This is a genomic window from Streptomyces sp. NPDC002564 (assembly GCF_042889645.1).
Lineage (GTDB): Bacteria > Actinomycetota > Actinomycetes > Streptomycetales > Streptomycetaceae > Streptomyces.
In genome coordinates this window covers 543,897-563,484 of record NZ_JBIARE010000005.1, presented here as the reverse complement: position 1 = coordinate 563,484, position 19,588 = coordinate 543,897, and the positions used below count along the sequence as shown (strand labels likewise).

Annotated in this window: 11 protein-coding genes; 6 read left to right on the top strand and 5 right to left on the bottom strand. The window is 73.4% G+C overall.

What is annotated here, in order from left to right:
* Positions 1–15 precede the first annotated feature (15 nt).
* From ACFYXE_RS21415 to ACFYXE_RS21400, 4 genes are read right to left on the bottom strand one after another with little or no spacing between them, the layout of a single operon-like run.
* Positions 16–690 (bottom strand): hypothetical protein, encoded by a 675-nt coding sequence (locus ACFYXE_RS21415; protein ID WP_389314573.1) that lies wholly within the window; start codon positions 688–690, stop codon positions 16–18.
* Complete coding sequence (locus tag ACFYXE_RS21410; protein WP_389314571.1) at positions 687–2,387, bottom strand: carbamoyltransferase N-terminal domain-containing protein; 1,701 nt, start codon at positions 2,385–2,387, stop codon at positions 687–689. Before ACFYXE_RS21410 ends, ACFYXE_RS21415 begins: the two co-directional genes overlap by 4 nt.
* A gap of 59 nt (positions 2,388–2,446) precedes the next feature.
* Positions 2,447–2,959, bottom strand: coding sequence for a GNAT family N-acetyltransferase (locus tag ACFYXE_RS21405; RefSeq protein ID WP_389314569.1), 513 nt, complete (start codon positions 2,957–2,959; stop codon positions 2,447–2,449).
* On the bottom strand, positions 2,949–3,743 hold the full coding sequence (locus ACFYXE_RS21400) for an SDR family NAD(P)-dependent oxidoreductase (RefSeq protein ID WP_389314567.1): 795 nt from the start codon (positions 3,741–3,743) through the stop codon (positions 2,949–2,951). The genes ACFYXE_RS21405 and ACFYXE_RS21400 overlap by 11 nt, the downstream gene beginning before the upstream one ends.
* 612 nt (positions 3,744–4,355) lie before the next feature.
* Here ACFYXE_RS21400 and ACFYXE_RS21395 point away from each other — a divergent pair.
* From ACFYXE_RS21395 to ACFYXE_RS21375, 5 genes are all read left to right on the top strand, one after another.
* On the top strand, positions 4,356–5,114 hold the full coding sequence (locus ACFYXE_RS21395; protein WP_389314565.1) for a thioesterase II family protein: 759 nt from the start codon (positions 4,356–4,358) through the stop codon (positions 5,112–5,114).
* Between the two features lie 137 nt (positions 5,115–5,251).
* Positions 5,252–6,943, top strand: coding sequence for an ABC transporter ATP-binding protein (locus tag ACFYXE_RS21390; RefSeq protein ID WP_361177889.1), 1,692 nt, complete (start codon positions 5,252–5,254; stop codon positions 6,941–6,943).
* A gap of 49 nt (positions 6,944–6,992) precedes the next feature.
* Positions 6,993–8,786 carry an ABC transporter ATP-binding protein gene (locus ACFYXE_RS21385; RefSeq protein ID WP_389314563.1) on the top strand — a complete coding sequence of 598 codons (1,794 nt, stop codon included), beginning with the start codon at positions 6,993–6,995 and terminating at the stop codon, positions 8,784–8,786.
* Positions 8,787–8,802: 16 nt separating this feature from the next.
* Complete coding sequence (locus ACFYXE_RS21380; protein ID WP_389314561.1) at positions 8,803–9,891, top strand: ornithine cyclodeaminase family protein; 1,089 nt, start codon at positions 8,803–8,805, stop codon at positions 9,889–9,891.
* Positions 9,888–11,489 (top strand): amino acid adenylation domain-containing protein, encoded by a 1,602-nt coding sequence (locus ACFYXE_RS21375; protein ID WP_389314559.1) that lies wholly within the window; start codon positions 9,888–9,890, stop codon positions 11,487–11,489. The genes ACFYXE_RS21380 and ACFYXE_RS21375 overlap by 4 nt, the downstream gene beginning before the upstream one ends.
* On the opposite strand, the gene ACFYXE_RS21370 is transcribed toward ACFYXE_RS21375, so the two are convergent.
* Entirely contained in the window at positions 11,465–12,301 is an 837-nt protein-coding gene (locus ACFYXE_RS21370) for a putative nonproteinogenic amino acid hydroxylase (protein WP_389314557.1), read from the bottom strand. The two genes, ACFYXE_RS21375 and ACFYXE_RS21370, sit on opposite strands and share 25 nt — an antisense overlap.
* 197 nt (positions 12,302–12,498) lie before the next feature.
* On the opposite strand from ACFYXE_RS21370, the gene ACFYXE_RS21365 reads away from it, so the two are divergent.
* Positions 12,499–19,563, top strand: coding sequence for an amino acid adenylation domain-containing protein (locus tag ACFYXE_RS21365; RefSeq protein ID WP_389314555.1), 7,065 nt, complete (start codon positions 12,499–12,501; stop codon positions 19,561–19,563).
* The last annotated feature ends 25 nt before the right edge of the window (positions 19,564–19,588 follow it).

Sequence of the window (19,588 nt, the reverse complement as noted above, 5' to 3'; positions counted from 1 at the left end):
GTCACGCGTGACGCCTCACGCGTCGAGCCGCTCCCCGGGCCCCGGCTCCCCACCGGCGTCGAGCCGGTACAGATGCCTCAGCACGGCGTGCGGGAGCGCCATGTCGACGACGGCCGCGGCCACCGGCGGCGCGCCACCGGCCCCCGCCGGGAGCAGCAGGGTGGCCCGCAGCGCGGCGGCGAGCGCCCCGGCCGCGTCGACCGCGCTCAGGTGCCGGATGCCCCCTCGCGCGTCGTACGCGATGCTCGACACCACGGGGATGCGGCCGCTGTCGAGGAACAGGCGGACCACCCCCGTGTCGACCACGATGTCCGCGCCGTCGCGTACCACCAGGGTGCGGCCGTCCTCGCCCGTGATGCCCACGGCCAGCCGGGTGTGGTCGCCCAGGCTGCCGACCAGCCCGCGCTGCACGTGTCCCGCGACGTGCCGGCGCAGTGCCTCCGGATCGCCGGCCGCCCGCGCCGGGGGGTGCGGGCCGCCGTCGTGCACCACGACGGTCCGCACCCCGCCGAACCGCAGGAACGCGATGTCGCCGCAGAACGCGTGCCGCAGCTTCTCGTCGGCCAGGACGTGGTCGCCCGCCACCACGACCACCGTCCGGCCGTGGAGTTCCCTGAGCCGGGGCAGCGTGGCGACGAGGGACGCGGCCGCGCCCTGGGCGGCGGCCGCCGGGCGTTCCTCCCCGCTCACGCCTCCGGCTGGGCGTCGGTCCGCCGGTGGAGCGTCCCGTCGCTCCAGATCCGGGAGACCCTGCCCCACCGCGCGGCGGACGCCACGTCGGGGAAGAAGCCGTGGCCGTTGAGGTTGGCGCTGGTGTTGCAGAGCACGGGGACGCCGCTGAGCCGGTGGTAGGCGGACAGCACGGTGAAGAGCAGCTCGTCGTCGCCCCGGCCGACCGTCTGGAGCCGCGCCGTCCCGTCGAGGTGGATGACCGCGGGGATGCGCTCCACCCAGTCCGGCCGCACGTCGTGGTCGAAGAGCATGTGCGGGTCCGGCGTGCCCGGCGAGAAGATCTTCGGCGCCTCCTCCTCCAGACAGATGGGGGCGACGGGACGGTAGGGTTCGCGGTCCTTGACGCGGTTCAGCTCGTCCTTCATCGTCGCGCTGACCGGCGCCGCCAGGATGCTGCGCCCGCCCAGCGCGCGCGGGCCGAGCTCGGCGCGGCCGTGCAGGACGACGACGGGCTCCCCCGTCTCGTGGAGGATCTCCGCGAGCTCCTGCGGGGTGCACGGCGACGCCGACCAGCCGGCCGGCAGCTCGGGCGACGGCGTCAGCGCCGGGCCGAGCCGCGGGTTCCAGTCGAGGGCCGTGAGGCCGGTGTGCTGGGCCCGGCCGAGGACGGCGGCGCCGATGGCGGACCCCGAGTCGTTGGGGAACGGCGGCACCCACACGTCGTGGAAGGCGGGCGCCGCGCGCAGCGCGCTGTTCCACTTGATGTTGAGCGCGCAGCCGCCGGCGAAGCAGAGGTTCCAGGGTCCCTCGCCCCGCGCGGCGAGCACCTTGGCGGTGATCCGCTCGACGAGGAGTTCCTCGAAGAAGGCGTGCACGCTGGCGAGTACGTCCTCGTCGCTCGCCCGGTCCGACACCCGGGCGCGCACCGCGGAGAAGAACTCGTGCACGGGGGGCACGGACTGCTCGAAGAGGCTGCCGTACCCGCCGACCGTCGCCCGGTACTCCACGGCGGCCGGTGCGTCGCTCTCGAAGACCCGGTGGAACTCCTCGCGCAGCACGGAGATCACGGCGTCGTCCGGCTGCCCCAGCGCGATGTACGCCATGAGCTTGCCGGCCACCGAGAGGTCGTCGACCGTGGGCGACTGGACGGTCTTGCGGAAGGGACCGAAGTGGTGTCCCGCGATGGCGTACGCGTGGCCGAGGACGGGGAAGAGCTCGCCCAGGTTCTGTACGCCCTCACGCGGGTCGACCCAGTAGAGGCGGGGGAAGAGGCCGCCGTCCCAGACCAGGACGAACGAGGCCTCGCCGCGCCGCGCGAAGGGGCTGGAGACGTACGCGCTGGACACGTGACCCGCCGCGTGCGGGAAGCTCGTGTACGCGTAGGACCCGCCGTCCATGGGAAAGGTCCCCGAGACGCTCGGCGCGTCGAGTGCCGGGCAGGCCGCCGACTCGCGGTAGGGGCCGACCGTGATCTCAGTGGGCGCGCCCTGGTCGAGCAGGGACACCGTGCCGGACACGTCGCCGTCCCAGCCGTCGACGACCCATTCGTCGACGTCCTCGGGTTTGTAGCCGAAGTCGGAGAGGATTCCGGGGATCAGGCTGAAGTCGGCGACGGTGCTGTAGCGCAGACCGTTTCCCAACTTCTCCATCTCGACGCTGAAAACGAGGCGGTCGTCGTCGAGCAGGGCGACGGCACCATCATGCGTGAGTTTCAACCCGCAGATTATCAACTGTGTCACTCCTAGGTCTGCTTGAGCAAGCACACGGGCATGCTTCAGTCTCTGGACGACTCGGAGGCCAGTCTCAACCGATAGAGACTCGACCTACGGCCGGGACGGAAAAGAGTGCGCCATTCATCACGGGTCTCGCTCGCCGGGACATTCGAGAACCCCAGCTTCCCGAACCATTCTCCGCCGTATCGGGTCAGAGCCAGCAGGGATTGATACCCCTGCTCTCTGCCGATACTCGCGGCGAGGCCGACCAATTGTCGGCCGATTCCTCTGCCCTGCCAATCGGCGGCAATGCAGAGGTTGTAGACCACCAGGCTCTCGCCGACCGGCGCCATCCCGGCGCACCCGACCAGCCGCTCCTCGTGACAGGCGACCAGGAATTCCTGCGCCTTCTCCGCCAGTTCGGCCGCGGTGCGGTCTATCAACAGGCCCTTCTCGACGAAGGGGGCGGAGAGCGACGCGATCTGCCGCGCGTCGTCGGGGCGTGCGGGCCGTGCGACGAGGCCGTCCCGCGCGCTCGCGCGCCGGGGGGCGGTCCGCACCGACTCAGGCGCCATCCGTGCCGCCGGGCGCGGCGGGCGGGCTCCCCGCGAAGCCGAGTCCGAAGTGCTGCTCGGACGGCATCAGTTCGATGAGGTTGACGTTGACCCGGGCGGGCTGCGCGAGACACCACGCCACCGCCTCCGCCACGTCCTCGGCGGTGAGCGGTTCAAGCCCCGCGTAGAGCGCGTCCGCGCGCTCCTCGTCGCCGTCGTAACGGACCTTGGCGAACTCGGTCTTCGCCATGCCGGGCGCCACACAGCTGACCCGGACCCCGGTGCCCTGGAGGTCGACCCGCATGTTCAGCGACAGCTGGTGCACGAATGCCTTGGTCGCGGCATACACATTGCCGCCCATGTAGGGGTAACTCGCGGCGATCGAGCCGATGTTCACCACATGTCCCGATCCGCGGGCAACGATGCGGGGAAGGACCAGGCCGCTCACGTTGAGCAGACCGGTGATGTTCGTGTCGATCATTTCGCGCCAGGCCTCGTCGCGGCCCGACTGGAGCGGCCCGAACCCGCGGGAATGGCCGGCGTTGTTGACGAGCACCGAGATGTCACGGAAGTCCGCCGGCAGCCCGTCCAGGGCCCGGGCCAGCCCGTCGCGGTCCCGGACGTCGGCGACCACCGGTAGGATCGCCCCGGTGGGGTCCTGCTCCGCCAGTGCCTTGAGCCGGTCCTCCCTGCGGGCCAGGGCGACCACCAAGTAGCCCTGCCGGGACAACACTTGTGCAATTCTCTCGCCGAATCCCGACGATGCACCCGAAATCACGGCTACGCCACGTTCGTCCTGCGCCATGCACACATCCCCTCGTCCCCGTCGCGCTGTATCGCCACGAGGACTTCACGCGCTCACCCCGCGCCCCGGTCGAGGGCGGGGTTCCGGACACCTGTTCAGCGGCATTGGGGTCTCCGTGCACGCTGGCCGACCGGAGGTACTCCTCCTTACGTCGAACATCCCCCGCCGGCAAGGCATCAGGTCGGCTTGACCACTGACCCGTAAATTCCTGGCCAGTGAATCACGTGCCGACACGGCTCAACCATGTGACGTACAGCACAGCCTGAAGGGGTTGATGCACGGTCCGTGAACGGGAGCATCCTCCTGTCGGGCCAGGACACGGACACAACGGACGGGGGCCATTTATCCCTTGCCATTACAAGTCCATTCCGTGATAGGAATGTTGGCAACGGGGCTGGGGGCACGCGTATTTACGATTCGCGTCGCACCCGTCGAGCAAGGCCCGCCACTCCTCCCCCCAACTTCCGATACCGCGACCGCCGTTGATGTCATGTCCGGCCGCCGAGCACGGACCCTTCCCCACCTCTGAACGTCACCTTCGACTGACAAGGGAAACAGCGTGTCTGCCCTCCAGAAGCGTCACATTCACGTGTCCGTCGCAGACCGGCGCCCATGACCGCGGGCCCCCTGGTGGAGTGGGACCCTCCACGCACGGCGACGGCGCTCCTCGTGTGCCTCCCGCACGCCGGCTCCGGCGCCTTCCAGTTCCGCTCCTGGCAGGAGCTGCTCGGACCCGACATCGCGCTCCTCGCCGTCCAGTTGCCGGGCCGGGAGAACCGCTGGCGCGAGGAGCCCGCCACCGGCATGGCCGAGGTGCTGGACGAGGTCGCCGCACCGCTCGCGGCCCGCCTCGATCTCCCCTACGTCATGTTCGGCCACAGCATGGGAGCGCTGATCGGGTACGAGCTGGCGCGCCTCCTGGGCCGCAAGGAAGGACGCTGGCCGAGCGGCTTCGTCGCCTCGGCCTGCCGGGCGCCGGACGACCAGGGCGAGCCGTCGAACACCCCCGGGCTGACCGACGAGCAGCTCGTGGCCGAACTCGTCGCGGACGGCGTCGTTCCCGCGGCCGTCGGCGCCAACAGCCGGCTCGCCGCCGCGGTGACGCGGCCCCTGCGCGGCGACAGCGCCCTCTGCGACAGCTACCGCCCGCCCGGCACCGACCCGCTCCTGCCCTGCCCGCTCGGCGCGTGGCGCGGCCAGGACGACGAGGGCGTGACGGACGGGCACATCCGCAAGTGGCAGCAGTGGACCACCGGCCCCAGCGCCCTGCGGACGTTCCCCGGCGACCACTTCTACCACCTCGACGCTCCCCATCAAGTGATCGCCGAGCTCAGGACGTTCGTCACGGACCTGCTGCCACCACGCAGCTGACGGGGCCGCCCCCGGGCGTCCCCACCACCAGCACCACCAGCGCCGCCCGTACCGCCCGTACCGCCCGTACAGCAGACCCTCTCCGTCCCCTGACCGTCCCGGCCGTCCGGGACGGGACAACCCCGAAGGAATCCGCATTGCCAAGCAACAATCCGCTGCCCGAGCTGGGAGACCCGGATCTCCGCTCGCCCAGGAGCTATCTGCGATGGCTGATCGGCAGGCAGTCGAGCACACTGTTCCTCGGGGTGTTCTGGGGCTGCCTGTGGATGGCCAGCATGGGGCTGACCCCCTTCGCCATCGGGCGGGCCATCGACGCCGTGTCGGACAAGGACACCGGGCGACTGTGGACCTGGACCGGCGTCATCATCGGGCTCGCCCTGGTGACCACCGTCGGCAGTGTGCTGCGGCACCGCTGTGACACCATCGGCCGGCTCAAGGCCAACTACCTGACGTTCCGCCTCGTGGCGGCGCACGCCGTGCGGCTCGGCGCCACGCTGCCGGGACGCGTCTCCAAGGGGGAGGTGGTCGCCATCGGCACGGCGGACATCACCCGCATCGGGGCGCTGCCCGGCGCCCTGGCCCGCGGCATCGGCAGTGTCGTCACCGTCGTCCTCGTCGCCGTGGCGCTGCTCTCCACCTCGGTGACGCTCGGCCTGCTCGTCCTCATCGGTGTCCCGGCCCTCCTCGCGGGTACCGGGCCGCTGCTCAGCCCCCTGCACAAGCGCATCGGCAACTACCGCGATCTGCAAGGCGATCTGACCGGCCGGGCCGGTGACATCGTGTCCGGGCTGCGCGTCCTGCGCGGCATCGGCGGCGAGGCCGCGTTCGGCGAGCGCTACCGCAAGGACTCGCAGCGCGTACGGCACGCGGGCGTCCAGGTGGCCAAGATCGAGTCGGTGCTGCCGGCCGCCGAGGTGCTGCTGCCCGGCATCTTCGTGGTCGCGGTCGTCTGGATCGGCGCCCGGCTGGCCGTCGGCGGCGACCTGTCCGCCGGTGACCTCGTCGCCGCCTACGGCTACGCCGCCTTCCTCATGCTGCCGATGCGCACGGCGACCTCCGCGGTCCAGTCGTTCGTCGGCGCCGACGTCGCGGCCAAGCGGGTCGTGCGCGTGCTGGCCCTGGAGCCCGACCCCACCGCCGACACCGCGAAGGCGGACCTCTCCGAGGCGCCCGACCTGTACGACGCGACGTCGGGCCTGCGGGTCCGGCCGGGCGTGATGACGGCGATCGCGGCCGCCACGCCGGAGCAGGGCGCCGAGATCGCCGAACGGCTCGGGCGGTACGCCCAGGGCCAGGTGACCGTCGGCGGCGTACCGCTGGAGACCCTGCCGCTGGAGCAGGTGCGCGACCTGGTCCTGGTCGCCCGCAACGACGACGCCCTCTTCTCCGGCGTCCTCGCCGAGGACCTGGGCGGCCGCTCCGAGCAGGTGCGGGCCCAGGCGCTGCACAACGCCAACGCCGAGGACATCGTCGAGGCGCTGCCCGAAGGCCTGGACACCGTCGTCTCCGAAGGCGGCTCCAGCTTCTCCGGCGGCCAGCAGCAGCGGCTGCGGCTCGCGCGCGCCCTGGCCGCGCAGCCCCAGGTGCTCGTCCTCGTCGACCCCACCAGCGCGGTCGACGCGCACACCGAGTCCGTGATCGCCGAACGGCTGCACGCCTCCCGGTCGGAGCTCACCACGGTGGTGGTCAGCAACAGCCCCCTGCTGCTCGACCGGGCCGACGAGGTCGCCTTCGTGGAGGACGGCAAGGTCGTCCTGACCGGTACGCACCGTGAGCTCGCCTCCGGCACGTCCCAGTACGCCGCCGTGGTGATGCGGGAGGAGACGTGAACGTCATCGTCCCCGTTCCTTCCGACAGCCGCCCCCAGAGGAGTGCACAGTGAGTCTTCCGGTAGCCGACGCGAAGACGGTCCGCCGTCATGTACGCGGTCTGGTGCGCAGCCACACCGGGCTGCTGACGCGCACCGTGCTCTGGTTCGTCCTCGCCACCGTCTGCGGTCTGGTCGTCCCCGCCCTGCTGGGTGATCTGGTCGAGCACGTGGAGAAGGGCATCACCACCACCCGGGTCGACGTCACCGTGCTGGTGATCGCCGGACTCCTGCTGCTCCAGGGCGTGTTCACCCGTACCGCCCGCCTGGAGGGGGCCCGGCTCGGCGAGCTGGTCCTCGCCGACATCCGCGAGGGGTTCATCCGGCGCGTCCTGACGCTGCCGCTGAACACCGTGGAGCGGGCCGGCGGCGGCGACCTGCTGACCCGCAGCACGCGGGACGTGGACGCGCTGTCGCAGGCCGTGCGCATGGGCGCGCCCTCGATCCTGGTGGCCAGCCTCTCGGTGGTGCTGACGCTGGTGGCCCTCGTCGTCACCAGTCCGATCATGGTCCTGCCGTGCCTGGTGGCCGTCCCGGTCATCGTCTGGTCGACCCGCTGGTACCTGCAGCGCGCCAGGGAGGCCTATCTCGCCGAGGCGGCGAGCTACTCCGACCTGACCCAGGGACTCAACGAGACCGTGTCCGGCGCCCGCACCGTGGAGGCGCTGCGCCGGTCGGGTCCGCGCGTGCGCCGCACGGACGAGGACGTCGAGCGGGCCAACGGCGCCGAGCGGCGCACGCTGTTCCTGCGCAGCGTCTGGTTCCCGCTGATGGACTTCGGCTACATCCTGCCGGTCGCCGCGACCCTGCTGTTCGGCGGCCTCTTCTACATCGAGGGCTGGGTGAGCCTCGGCGAGGTGACCGCCGCGACCCTGTACACCCGGGCCGTGATCGACCCGCTGGACGAACTCCTCGGCTGGCTGGAGGAGTTGCAGGTGGGCGACGCCTCGATGGCCCGCCTCATCGGCGTGGAGTCGGTGGCCGGACCGGAGAAGACCACCGACCGCCGCCCGGCCGACGACCGGCTCACCGCGGAGGGCATCGCCTACGCCTACCGGCCCGGCCACGACGTGATCGAGGACGTGCACCTGAGCACCGGCGCCGGTGAGCGCGTCGCCATCGTCGGACCGTCGGGCGCGGGCAAGTCGACACTCGGCCGGATCCTCACCGGCATCCACGAGCCGCGCACCGGCTCGGTCACGCTGGGCGGAGTGCCGGTGCACGAGCTCCCGCTGGAGGAGCTGCGCCGCCATGTCGCGCTCGTCACGCAGGAGCACCACGTCTTCCTCGGTTCGGTGCGCGACAACGTGGCGCTGGCCGCGCCGGACGCCACCGACGCCCAGGTGACCGCGGCCCTCGCGGCCGTGTCGGCCGAGGAGTGGGTGCGGGCGCTGCCGGACGGCATCGACACGGAGCTGGGCACCGACGAGACCCCGGTGTCCCCCGCCCAGGCGCAGCAACTGGCGCTGGCCCGGCTGGTGCTGGCCGACCCGCACACCCTGGTGCTCGACGAGGCCACGTCGCTCCTCGACCCGCGGGCCGCCCGTGACCTGGAGCGTTCGCTGGCCGGTGTGCTGCGCGGGCGCACCGTCATCGCCATCGCCCACCGGCTGCACACCGCGCACGACGCGGACCGTGTGGTCGTGATGGAGGAAGGCCGCATCACCGAGCAGGGCCCGCACGACGAGCTCGTGGCGGCCGGCGGCGCCTATGCCGGCCTGTGGGAGTCCTGGCACGGGCGTGGCCCCTCGACCTCCGCGAAGTCCGCTGCCTCTTCGACCCCGTTGGAAAAGCCCGAACTCTGAGCTCCGGGAGAGACCCTTGCAAGCTGAGCGCACGCACATCGTCGACGCCGAAGCCATCGCCACCATCGTCACGAAGGTGGGACTGGGGCAACTCTACGATCTGACCATCGCCCGCATGGAGGCCGTCCTCGCCGGTGGCTCCGGCGCGCCGGTGGAGATGAAGCAGCGGGACGGGTTCCTGCTGGAGACACCGCAGTTGGGCCTACTGGAGTGGATGCCGGCGGTCCGCCAGGGCGCCACGGTCTCCATCAAGCTGGTCGGCTACAACCCGCACAATCCGGTCAAGAACCAGTTGCCCACCATCCTGTCGACGCTCTGCGCCTTCGACGCGGACAGCGGCCACCTGCGGGCGGTCGTCGACGGCACGTTCGCCACCGCCGTCCGGACGGGTGCGGCGTCCGCGCTGGCCAGCCGGGTGCTCGCGCGCCCGGACTCCCGGGTGCTGGGCCTGGTGGGCTGCGGGGCCCAGGCGGTGACCCAACTGCACGCCCTGGCGCGGGTCTTCCCGTTCTCCGAGGTGCTCGTCTGCGACAAGGACGTGCGGGCGGAGAACTCCTTCGCGGCCCGGGCCAGGATGCCCGAGGGGCTGGTGCGGGTCGCGCCGCTCGCGGAGGTGGAGGAGCGGGCGGACGTGCTGTGCACGGCCACCTCGGTCGGACCGCACGAGGGCCCGGTCATCCGCGGCACGTCGCTCAAGCCCTGGGTGCACGTCAACACCATCGGCTCCGACATGCCGGGGAAGACGGAGCTCCCGCTCGACCTGCTGCGCGCGGCCTACGTCTGCCCCGACCACCTGGAGCAGGCGCGGGCCGAGGGCGACTGCCAGCAGCTCGTCCCGGCGGAGATAGGGGCCCCGCTCCCCGATCTCCTGCGCGACCCGGACGCGCACCGCAGGCTGTCCCCGGTCACCACCGTGTACGACTCCACTGGCCTCGCGCTCCAGGACCTCGTCATGGTGGAGGTGTTCGAGGAGCTGGCGCGGGAGCTCGGTGTCGGCCACCGCATCTCCGTCGAGGCGACGGCCGACGATCCGCAGGACCCGTACTCGTTCCTCCCCGCGGAGGTCGCCCGGTCGCTGGCCGGACAGTCCGGGGCGCAGCGATGACGGCCGCGCCGCCGCCGGGGCACGCGGGTCCGGTGGTGGACACCGGTGTCGCGACGGTGCTCGAGCTCGTCGACCGTGAGGTGGCCGCACACCCCGAGGCCCCCGCGGTGCGGGAGCCGGGCCGGGTGGTGACGTACGCGGAACTGGACCGGCTCGCGGACACCGTGGCGGGCCGGCTCGGGCGGGAGTTCGGGATCGGCCGCGGTGACGTCGTCCTCATCGCCGCGCGGGCGGGGGTGGACTTCACCGCGGCCCTGCTGGGCACGCTGCGGGCCGGGGCCGCGTATCTGCCGGTGGACACGACGTATCCGCCCGAGCGCGTCGAGCAGATCCTGCGGGCGAGCAGCGCGGCGCTGCTGGTCCTCGCCGAGCCCGGGGTCGCGGACGCGATGTCGCCGTCGGCACGGACGACCGGTCTCGCGGATCTGGTGGCGCCCGGTGCGGCGGGTGCTCCCGCCGCGCCGGGCGGCCGGGCCGGGCCCGCGCCGGAGGATGCCGCGTACGTCATCTTCTCCTCGGGGTCGACGGGCGTGCCCAAGGGCATCGTGCAGACGCACCGGTGCCTGGCCAACTTCGTCTCGTGGCAGGTCGACGGCTCCGGTCTGGGGCGCGGCCGGCGGGTGCTGCAGGTGGCTCCGCTCACCTTCGACGTGTCGGTGCAGGAGATGTTCTACACCCTCGCGTCGGGCGGCTGCCTGTACGTGCCGGAGCCGTATGTGCGGCGCGACCCGCGGGACCTCGTCGACTACGTGATCGACGAGCGCATCGAGGTCGTGGACTTCCCGCAGTCGCTCATCGACGTGGTCATGGCGCTGCCGACGAACTTCGCGCACGCGCCGGAGCTGCGCCACATCATCAGCGCGGGCGAGACGGTACGGGTCACCGAGGCCCTGCGGGAGCTGCTCACCGCCCGCCCGGAGCTCACCCTGCACAACCACTACGGGCCCGCCGAGAACCACATGGTCGCCAGCCACTCGGTGAGCGGTGCGGCGGGGAACCTCGAAGCGCGGCCCCCGGTCGGGTCTCTGGTGTGGAACACCTACGTCTACCTGCTGGACGAGCAGGGCGAGCCGGTGCCCGACGGGGAGGTGGGCGAGATCTACATCGGCGGCGTGGGCGTGGCCATCGGCTACACCGACGCGGAGCTGAGCCGCCGGGCGTTCGTGCCCGATCCGTTCCGCCCCGGCGCCCGGCTCTACCGCACCCGCGACCGCGGGGTGTGGCGGGCGGACCGGACGCTGCAGCTCCTGGGCCGGATGGACGACCTGATCAAGATCCGGGGCAATGCCGTGGAGCCCCGGGAGGTCGAGGCGCACCTCATGGACTTCCCGGGGGTACGTGACGCGGCGGCGTTCCCGGTGGTGCGGGCCGACGGGGCGGTGGAGCTGCACGCGGCGCTCACCGGTGATCCGCCGTCGGCCCCTGACCTGCGCCGCGCGCTGCTCGCCGTGCTGCCCGACTACATGGTGCCGGTGCGCTGGTGGCTCACGGAGGACCTGCCGGTCTCACCCAACGGGAAGCTGGACCGCAAGGCCCTGCCCGGGCCCGGGGCCCAGCCCCTGTCCCTGGTCCCTCACCACTCGAACGCCTCGCGGTAACCGCGCTTCTCGATGCAGTACGTACGGAACGCCCTGGCCTTGTCGACCAGCGCGTCGTCCCCGGTGCGCGCGGCGGCCTCGACGAACCAGTCGAAGGCCGCCGTCGCGTCGGCCTGCCGCGTGAAGTGGACCGCCGCGAAGCGCCGGAACGCGGCGCGCTGGGTGGTCGCGTCCAGCTCGGCCGACGAGGACAGCAGCTCCTCCACCTCGGCGTCCGTCACCGGCGGGCGCTCCATGATGCGGACCGGCAGTTCGGCCGGCACCGCGTTCTTGATCTCGACCGGTTCCTCGGCGCCGGAGAAATCGAGGCAGAGCGAGAGCCGGGGGAAAGAAGAGACGCTCCGGGCCGAATGCGGGACCGTCGTGTGTATTTTCCAGACCTCGCCGCGACGGAGGTGGTACACGATGTCTTCCTCGGAGTGCAGGGAATCCTCGTCCGTGCGCAACGGAATCTGAAGTCGCGTACCCGGCTCGGAGAATTCGAGGAAATCGACGTGCGGCGCGAGAATTCCATCACTGAGACTGAAGATCCGGACCCACTGCAGCCTTTCGAGCGGGAAGTTGTCGGTGACGATCGACATGATCCCGGGCAGCTTCCGCCCCAGCTCCGTCAGGGCGAGCTGCCCCTCGTAGGGCCGGAACGACGTGTCCTCGTCACTTCCCCCGGAATTGGCGAGAACATGCGCGGACCAGGACCCGAAGGTAAACGCGTCGTACTCACCCCCGGCGTCGTTCGAATCGATGATCGAAAGCTCTTCGTCGAAATCGTAGGAGTCGATCGGAAGCGTGGCGAGCCTTTGCGACTTGAGCATGCGAGATCCCGTCGGTTGATGAGTGCACAGGGCACCGGACGCCGATGATCGGCAATCGTAACGGCTGGCAAGAGGGAGGGCAATGATCGGCTTCGGGCCCCGGATTGATGATTGACAAGATCTATTTCTCTTGCGCAGGATCTTACGGTGCCGTCATGTTCGTCAGAATCATCGAAGGTATTGGGTGAGCGTGAGAAATGCTGATTGACAATGCCCTGAGTGAATCCTGGCTCCCCCGCCTGGCGGCCGCCCACGGGGTCCCGTTCCTGGACGTCGTGGCCCCGGCGGGAGAGACTCCCGAGTGCGTCGTCGAGCCCGCGGCCACCGAGCGGCTCGACGCCCTGACGGGCGGCGACGCGACCGGCCTCCTGCTGCTGACGGTCGCCGCGGCACGGCTCGCGCTGGCCGCCCTCGACGAGGAGTCCCGGCACGTCGTCCTGGTGCCCGCCCCCGCCCCCCGGGGCACCGGCAGGGCCGCCACGGACGCCACCCCGCGCGAACTCGCCCTGTGCGCCCCCCTCGACCGCGGGGCGCCCGCCGCCGCCTTCCTCACGGCGCTGCACGCCGAACTCGAATCCGCGCTGCCGCTCGCCTGGACCGACCGCGAGACGGTCGCCGCGCGCCTGCGGCTCGCCGGCCTGCCCGCCGGCCGTGCGCTGTCCCGGCTCGGCGTCGTCTGCGAGGAGACGGGCGGCAAGCTCCTGGACCCCGTCGACCTGCGCCTGACCCTGCGGCGCTCCGGTGACCGGCTGGTGCTGACCGCCGAGGCGGGCGGCGAACTGCCGGTGGCCGCGACGGCCCTGCTGCGCTGCACCGCGGCCGCCCTCACGGGCCTGGGCCACGCGCCCCGGCAGCCGGCCGGTGACCTCGACGTCCTCGGCCCCGCACAGCGCGCCGAGGTGGAGCGGTGGTCCGGCCTGCCCGTACCGCCCGACTTCCCCGACGCGACGCTCACCGGCATCGTCGACGCCGCCGCGGACCGCTTCCCGGAGCACGAGGCGGTCGCCGACGGCACGGTGAACTGGAGCCACCGCGAGCTCGCCGCGCGCACCTCGCGCGCGGCGCGGGCCCTCGTCGCGGCCCACGGCCTGGGGCGGGGCGACCGGGTCGCGCTGCTGCTGCCCAAGGGCCCGGAGCTGGTCCTCGCCATCCTGGCGGTGCTGCGCGCGGGCGCCTCGTTCGTGCCCCTCGACCCGTCCCACCCGCCCGCGCGGGTCGCCCGTCAACTGCGCCTGAGCGGGGCCGCGTGCGTCATCTCGGCCTCGGCCAAACTCCCCGGTGACGTGGACCTCCCGGTGGTGCCGCCGCGGGCACTGGTCACCGCCCCCGACGCGGCCGACGTGGTCGCCACCGCGCCCGCACCCGACGACGAGGCCATCCTCTTCTTCACCTCCGGATCGACCGGACTGCCCCGCCCCGTCGCCCTGACCCACCGCCAGCTCGCCCACAAGACGGCCGCCTCGGGACGCCTCCTCGGCTTCGACGCGGAGATCCGGTGCGCCCTGCTCTCCGCGGTGACCTCCGACGCCCTGACGTACCAGGTCTTCACCACGCTCGCGGCCGGCGGCTGCGTGGTGCCCATGGGGTCCCCGCAGGCCCTCTCCCCCGCGGAGTTCTGGGCGGCGACACGGCGCCTGCGCGTGAACGTCCTCAACTGCGTGCCGTCCCTGCTCGCCGTCATGGCCGAGGGACTGCCCGCGGGCGCCGCCGAGGAGGTCCGCATCGTGCTGCTCGGCGGCGACGAGATCCCGGCGAGGCTGCTGCCCCGGCTGGCCGACCGGCTGCGCGTGGGCACCTTCGCCAACCTGTACGGGCCCACCGAGGCCACCATCGAGGCGACCACCTTCACCTGCCCGGGGTCCGCCTTCGCCGAGCTGACCACCGTGCCGGTCGGCAGCCCCTCGGACGGCTTCGGCGTCCTGGTGCTCACCCCGCACGGGGACCACGCACCGCCCGGCGTGCCCGGCGAGATCCACGTGCTCGGCCCCGGCGTGGCCCGCGGCTACCTCGACGACGAGCCGACGGGACCCGGCCGGTTCGTCGAGCTCCCCGCGCACCCGGGCGTCCGGACCTTCCGCACCGGCGACTTCGGCCGCTGGAACCACCGGGGCGAGCTGGTCTTCCTCGGCCGCCGCGACAACCAGATCCAGATCCACGGCAACCGCGTCGAACTCGGCGAGGTGGAGGCGGCCCTCAGCGCCGTGCCCGGCGTCGTCGCCGCCACGGTCCTGCCCCGCACCGACGGCTCAGGACCGCCCTCCCTCGCGGCCGTCTACACCTCGGACCGGGACACCGGACCGGACGCGGTCCGGGCGGAGTTGGACCGCCGACTGCCCGGGTACATGGTCCCCGGCCGCATCCTGCGCCTGGACGAACTGCCCGTCACCCTGCACGGCAAGATCGACCGCTCGGCGCTCCTCGCGCACCTGGCGGGCCAGGACGGCGAGGTCTGGCGGCCCACCGACGCGACCGGGCGGACCGTCGCCCGCGTCTGGGCCGACGTGCTCGGCGCTCCGCCGCGCGCCGGGGACGAGGACCTCTTCGCGGCGGGCGGCCACAGCCTCACCGCCGCCGTCCTCGCGGGCCGCCTCGGCCGGGCGGCCGACGGCGTGATCACCGTCCGCGACGTGTTCACCGCCCGTACCCCCGAGGGCATGGCGGCGCTCTTGCACCGCGCCGCGGCCGACGGCCGGGACGCCCCCGCCGGGCAGACCCCCTGGCCCCTGACCCCCGGCCCGCTCCCCGCGTCCAACGCCCAGCGCCGGATGTGGTTCCTCGAACAGTACGAGGCCGGGGAGGCCGGGGAGCCGCGCCCGTACAACATGGTGGAGGCCTTCCGCCTGCCCGGCTCCCGCGCGGCGGCCGACGTCGCGGCCGCGCTGGAGCAGGTCGTCCGGCGCCACCAGGCCCTGCGCACCGTGTTCCGCACGGAGTCCGACGGCCTGCGGCAGATCGTCCTCGCGCCCGACCGGGCGCGGCCCGAACTGCGGGTCCACCGGGCCGGGGCCGAGGGGGCGCAGGCACTCCTGCGGCGCGTCGCGGCGGCGGAGCAGCGCCACGTCTTCGACCAGGCCGAGGGACCGCTGCTGCGCGCCCACTGGCTCACCGACGGCCCGGGACCCGGCACGCTCCTCCTCTGCGTGCACCACAGCGTCTGCGACGGCTGGTCGTTCGCCGTGATCCTGCGCGACCTGCTGCGGTTCCTGGACGGGACTAAGCAGGTGCCGGCGCCCACCCAGTACGGCGCGTACGCCCTCGCGCGGCACGAGCGCCCGGACGCCCCGGAGAGCGCCGCGTTCTGGCGCGGCACCCTGGAGGGCGCACCCAGCACCGACCTGCCGCTGGACCGCCCCCGTCCCGCGGAGCGCGGTGCCGCCGCGGGCACGGTCCGCCGTACGGTCGCCGCGGACACCAGCCGGGCCGTGCAGCGCCTGTGCCGGGACCTCGGCACCACCTCGTTCACGGCGATGGTCGCCGCGGTCCGGGTCCTGCTGCTGCGCTGGAGCGGGGCGGACGACGTCGTGCTCGGCACCGTCGTGTCGGGCCGCGACCGGCCCGAACTCGCCGACTCGGTCGGCCTGTTCGTCAACACGGTGGCGCTGCGCACCGCGGTCGACCCCGGGCTCGGCTTCGCCGATCTGGTGACGGCGGTGGACGCGCACGCCCGTCGGGCCCGCGCCCACGAGGAGTACCCCTTCGAGAGCCTCGTCGAGACGCTGGGCCTGGAACGGACCACCGGACGCAACCCGCTGTTCGACGTGCTGGTCGAGGCCGCCGTCTCCGGCACGGACCCGCTGGGCACCGAGGGCGGCCCGGCCGCCGAGCACCTCCGCCTCGACAGCGGCACGGAGGGCTTCGACCTGTCCCTCAGCTTCTCCGAGCCCGGCCCCGGCCGTCCCGTCGAGATGGCCGTCACCTACCGCGAGGACGTCTTCGACGCGGCGACCGCGGAACGGATCGCCGGACAGCTCGACCACCTCCTGACCGCCCTGGTCGCCGATCCCGCGGCGGCCGTCGGCACCGTCCCGGTACTGCCCGCCGACCAGCGCGCCGCACTCCTCGCCGCGGGCACCGGCCCGGGCCTCCCGGCCCCGCACCCGCCGGCCACCCTGCTCGACGTCGTGCTCGCCCAAGTGCGGCGCGCGCCCGACGACCGGGCCGTCGTCTGCGGCGACCGCACCCTCACCTACCGCGAACTGGACCGCAGGGCCGATGCCCTGGCCGCCCGCCTCGCCGCCGCCGCGCCGACCGGGCCCGGCCGTGTCGTCGCCGTGCTCTGCGACCGCTCCGAGTGGCTGCCGGTGGCGCTGCTCGCCGTCCTCAAGACCGGCTCGGCGTTCCTGCCCCTGGACCCGCAGCAGTCGGCGGCCCGGCTCGCGGCCGTGCTCGGCGACAGCGGTGCCGTGGCCGCCGTGACGTCGGCGCGGTTCACCGGCACGGCAGCGGACGCGGGCCTGCCCACGCTGGTCACCGGCGACACGGCCGCCGCGGAACCGGCCCCGGCGCAGCAGCCCGGGCCGCGGCCCGCGGGGCCCGACGACCTCGCGTACGTCGTCTACACCTCCGGCTCCACCGGAACGCCCAAGGGCGTGATGGTGGAGCACGCCGGCATCGTCAACTCGGTGCTGTTCCGCATCGGTCACTACGGGCTCGCCGCCGACGGCGCCGTCCTCCAGGTCGACCCGATCCACGCCGACGCCGGCATCGTCGACGTGTTCAGCGCGCTCGGCTCCGGCGCGCCCATGGTGATCGTCACCCGCGACGAACTGCTCACCCCGGCGGACGTCGCCGCGGTCGTGCGGCGGCACCCGATCCGGCACGTGCTGCTCGTGCCGAGCCTCTACCAGGTGCTGCTCGACGAGGTCGGGCCGGCGTTCCGCGCGGTCCGCGAGGTCGTCCTGGGCGGCGAACGGGTCACCCGCGCCCTGGCCGCCCGGCACGCCGAACTGCTGCCCGGGGTCAAGCTGTTCAACGAGTACGGGCCCGCCGAGGACAGCGTGCTCAGCACGGTGGAGCAGGTGGTCCCCGCGCCCCCGCCCGGCACCCCCGGCACGGTGTCCGGCGACGCCTCGATCGGCCGCCCGCTGCCCGGCAAGACCGTGGACCTGCTCGACCCGCACGGCGAGCTCGTGCCGCTCGGCGCCCCGGGTGAACTGTGCGTCGGCGGCGCGGGCCTGGCCCGCGGCTACCTCGGCGACGCCGGGCTGACCGCCGCCCGCTTCGTGCCCAGCCGGGTCCGTCCGGGCGAGCGCGTCTACCGCACCGGGGACCTGGCGCGCCGGCTGCCCGACGGCCGCCTGGAGTATCTGGGGCGGACCGACGACCAGCTCAAGATCCGGGGCAACCGGGTCGAGCCCAACGAGGTGGCCGCGGTCCTCGCCGAGGCCCCCGGCCTGCGCACCGCCGCCGTGCTCCCGGTGCCGGGGCCGGACGGCGAACACCGGCTCGTCGCCTACGTGGTGGGCGGGGCGGACCGGGCGGCGCTCCGCGGGCACCTGGCCGGGCGGCTGCCCGCGTACATGATGCCCGCCGCCTTCGTGTACCTGCCCGCGCTCCCCGTGGCGGCGGGCGGCAAACTCGACCGGCGGGCGCTGCCCTCGCCCGAGGAGGCCCTGGCCGCCGCCGCGTCCCCGGCCCCCGTACGGCCGTTGACGGCGGACGAGGAGCCCGTCGCCGAGGTGTGGGCGCGGGTCCTCGAACGTCCCGTCACCGACCCGGACGCGAACCTGTTCGAGCTGGGCGGCCACAGTCTGGCCGCCGCGCGCATCGCCCACGCCCTGCGCGTCAAGGTGGCCACCGTCTTCACGTACCAGACCGTGGCCACGCTCACCGCGGCGCTGGCCGAGCGGGCCGGGCCGCACACCCGGCAGCCGGTGGGCGGCACCACGCAGGGCCCGGCCGCCGGGGCGTCCTCGCCGGGCGCGTTCCTGCCGCTGTCGCGCGCGCAGCGCCGCGTCTGGCTGACCTCGCGCCGGGCGGGCTCGGACACCTTCCTCATCTCCGACCTGGTACGGCTGGGCCGCCGTGTCGACCCCGACGCGCTGCACACCGCCCTGGAGGCCGTCGTCGCCCGCCAGGACATGCTGCGCGCCCAGGTCCTGCCCCGCGGCACGGAGGCGGAACTGACCGTCCTCGACGGGCTGCCGGACGGCGTGCCCCTGGTCGTCGTCGACCTGCCCGGCGCGGACCCGGCGGGCCCGGAGGTGGCCGCGGCGCTGCACGACGCCCGCCGGGTCGACCTCGACCTGGAACGGGCCCCGCTGTTCGAGCTGCGGCTGCTCACGGGCCCCGCCGGGGGTGATCTGCTCACCGTCACGGCTCACCACCTGATCTACGACGGCGCGAGCGTCGACGTCCTGCTGCGCGACCTGTTCACCGCGTACGACCAGGTGACCGCCGGTGCGTCGGCCGCACTGCCCCGGCTCGCCTACACCTACCAGGAGTGGGTCCGCGAGGAGCAGGAGTGGCTGGCAGGGCCCGAGGCGGAAGGGGAGGTGGCGTTCTGGCGGGAGCGGCTGCGCGGCGTCACCGACGGGCCCGATCCGGTGGACCCGGCCCGCCGCGGCAGCCGTCGCGGCCGGACCGGACTCGTCCACAGGACCGTGCCCGCGGCGCTGCTCGGCGACGCCCCCGGCACACCGTTCGCGCAGGTGGTGACCGCGTTCTCGGTCACCCTGCACCAGCACACCCGGGCCACCGACCTGGTCATCGGCTTCGCCGCGGGCCTGCGTCACCGCCCCGAGGCCGACGCGCTGATCGGCTACCTGGTCAACGCGGTGCCGCTGCGGGTCACGTTCGACGACACGGTGACCGGCAAGGACCTGCTGCCCCGGGTCCAGAGCGGCATCGTCGAGGCGTACGAGCACTCCCGGCTGCCCTTCGACGTCCTGGCCGAGCGGCTCGGCCTGCGCGCCGCACCGGGCCGCAGCCTGCTGCTCGACCTCGGCGTGAGCTGGGAGAACGCGGGCCTGCGCGCCGAGAGCGAAGTCGTCGAGGACCTGCTCCCCGACGACCTGCCCGCCACCAGCGACCTGTGGCTGTACGCCCGCGTCAAGGGCGAGGACCTGCACCTCGACCTCACCTACGACGACCATCTGCTCGACGCGGCGGAGGCGGGCGGCTACGCCGACCATGTCGTGGCCGCGCTGCGCGCCCTGACCACCGGCCGCGCCGCACCGCCGACCGGCCCCCCGCCCCCGACCGCGACCCCGAACCCGTCCGCACCCGGCCCTGTTTGGAGCGACACCCACTATGACTTCTGACACCGCCCGCACGTGCCCGGGATCG